Raw genomic sequence first — 1901 nt, forward strand, 5'->3', positions numbered from 1 at the left:
ATGTTAATAATCCCCGATCTGGCACCGGGCCAATATCGGGGGTCAATGACAGAATTATTAAATGGTGCGAAAGGTGGGACTCGAACCCACACGGGGATTGCCCACTAGATCCTAAATCTAGCGCGTCTGCCAATTCCGCCACTTTCGCATAGTAAATAATGCTGTGAGTGAAAACTTCTTTTTTTCTTTTTCACAAAAAGCACATATAATGTTAGCACAGCTTTTTGCTCTTGTCAAGGATTTTTTAAAAATTATCAACTAAATCTCAAAAATTAATAATTATTGAAATCCAAATCCCTGCAGTAAAATTTTCATCTTTTCAATTATATAATAAATCTGAGGAAATTTCCAGTGAATTTTAAAATTAATTTAATCTTTTTCGATTTCTATCTCAATTGTTTCTGCTTCCAGCTCTTTCCACCTGCGAAAATGCTCAAGTTCCTGAGAAAGCTGTCTGAAGGCAAGAATAAAAGCAGCTGCATCATCTGTAAAACCAATCCCTGGTAAAAAATCAGGTATAAGATCTGTTGGCAAAATGAGATAGGCCAGAGTTGCAACTATCCAGCCTACTGCTGCCTCATTAAGTTTAAAATTACCTTTTGAATACTCACTCAACATTTCCAGCAGCTCTGTAACTTTATCTATAAAAGGTAGTTTATAATTTTTCGCTTCAATAAATTCACGGCTTTTATCAAGAATTCTGCTTACACTTTCATGTCCGGTACCCCATTTATTGGTCAAACGTCCCAGAAAAGCAAGCAGTTCATTGTTATTAAAATCTTTTTTCATCTTTTCACCACCTGTTATTGATTATCTTAGTCTGATAATTTACAGCCGCCACCAAACTAAATTTACTAGGAATTTTCAGGTTTCATTAGTGATAAGTCCACTTTTCTTCCTTTAACATTTAAAGCTCTGTTTAATAGCTCCTCTACAGCTGCAAATTTATCGATATACATTTCTTCAGTTGTAAACTTAGCATAATGTCGATGCAGAAAATTATCTATCCCCATAAATAAAATCTCTGTAACTTCTTCCGGGTAATCAGTTTCAAACTCTCCTCTTTCCACACCTTCTTTTACTATATCAGTAAAAATAGGCATAAATTTATTCCAGAATTCTTTATTTCTTTCTTTCATAAATTTAGCATTTTCATCAATTTTAAAGAATTCATATACTTTAAAGTTACCTCTTCTGCTGAATATCAGACGCAAAATAACTTTCTCTAATTTTTCCAGAGAAGACATTTCTTTGTTTTCTAATACATGTCTTGCTTTTTTTTCGGTTTTTCTGTACCTTTTTTCTAAAAGAGATGAAATAATATCTTCCTTAGTATCAAAATAATAATAAAACGTACCCTTTGCTACTCCTGCGCGAGCTGCAATATCTTTAACAGTTGTCTTTTCGAAGCCTTCTTCAATAAATAATTTTTCAGCTTCATTTAATATTGTATTACGCCTCTGAAGCGATTTTTTTGTTTGTTTTGCCACTCTTATTAACCCCCACTTATTTTTTTGACTTAAAGTCAAGACAGAGTGATTTCATTATAGCATAAGTTTTTGATAAATTAAATCATTTATTTTAATTATATCCTTTATAAAAGATATTAGTCAAGATTATTAATAAGATAAATTAATATGAAGCAGAGAAAATCAATCAAAATAATTTATTTCTGCTAAATTTGGGCATAAAAAAAGACACCGTTAAAGGTGTTTAAATGGGGTGGATGATGGGGCTTGAACCCACGGCCTCGGGAGCCACAATCCCGCGCTCTAGCCAACTGAGCTACATCCACCATATTTGGTTTTAATTTTAAAATGGCGCGCCCGACAGGATTCGAACCTGTGGCCTACGGATTAGAAGTCCGTTGCTCTATCCGGGCTGAGCTACGGGCGCATAAA

At 34.0% G+C, this 1901-nt stretch carries 2 protein-coding genes and 3 tRNA genes; all 5 read right to left on the reverse strand.

The annotated features are described in order from the left end of the window. Nucleotides 1–62 precede the first annotated feature (62 nt). Nucleotides 63–148, reverse strand: a tRNA-Leu gene (locus CI949_RS20480). A 221-nt stretch (nt 149–369) separates the two neighbouring features. After that, complete coding sequence (locus tag CI949_RS20485; RefSeq protein WP_290769881.1) at nt 370–789, reverse strand: YkvA family protein; 420 nt, start codon at nt 787–789, stop codon at nt 370–372. 65 nt (nt 790–854) lie between these two features. After that, on the reverse strand, nt 855–1490 hold the full coding sequence (locus CI949_RS20490; RefSeq protein ID WP_290769882.1) for a TetR/AcrR family transcriptional regulator: 636 nt from the start codon (nt 1488–1490) through the stop codon (nt 855–857). 228 nt (nt 1491–1718) lie between these two features. Next, nucleotides 1719–1795, reverse strand: a tRNA-His gene (locus CI949_RS20495). Nucleotides 1796–1818: 23 nt separating this feature from the next. Next, nucleotides 1819–1896: transfer RNA gene (locus CI949_RS20500), tRNA-Arg, on the reverse strand. Between the last annotated feature and the right edge of the window lie 5 nt (nt 1897–1901).

It is taken from the genome of Halanaerobium sp., from assembly GCF_003070835.1.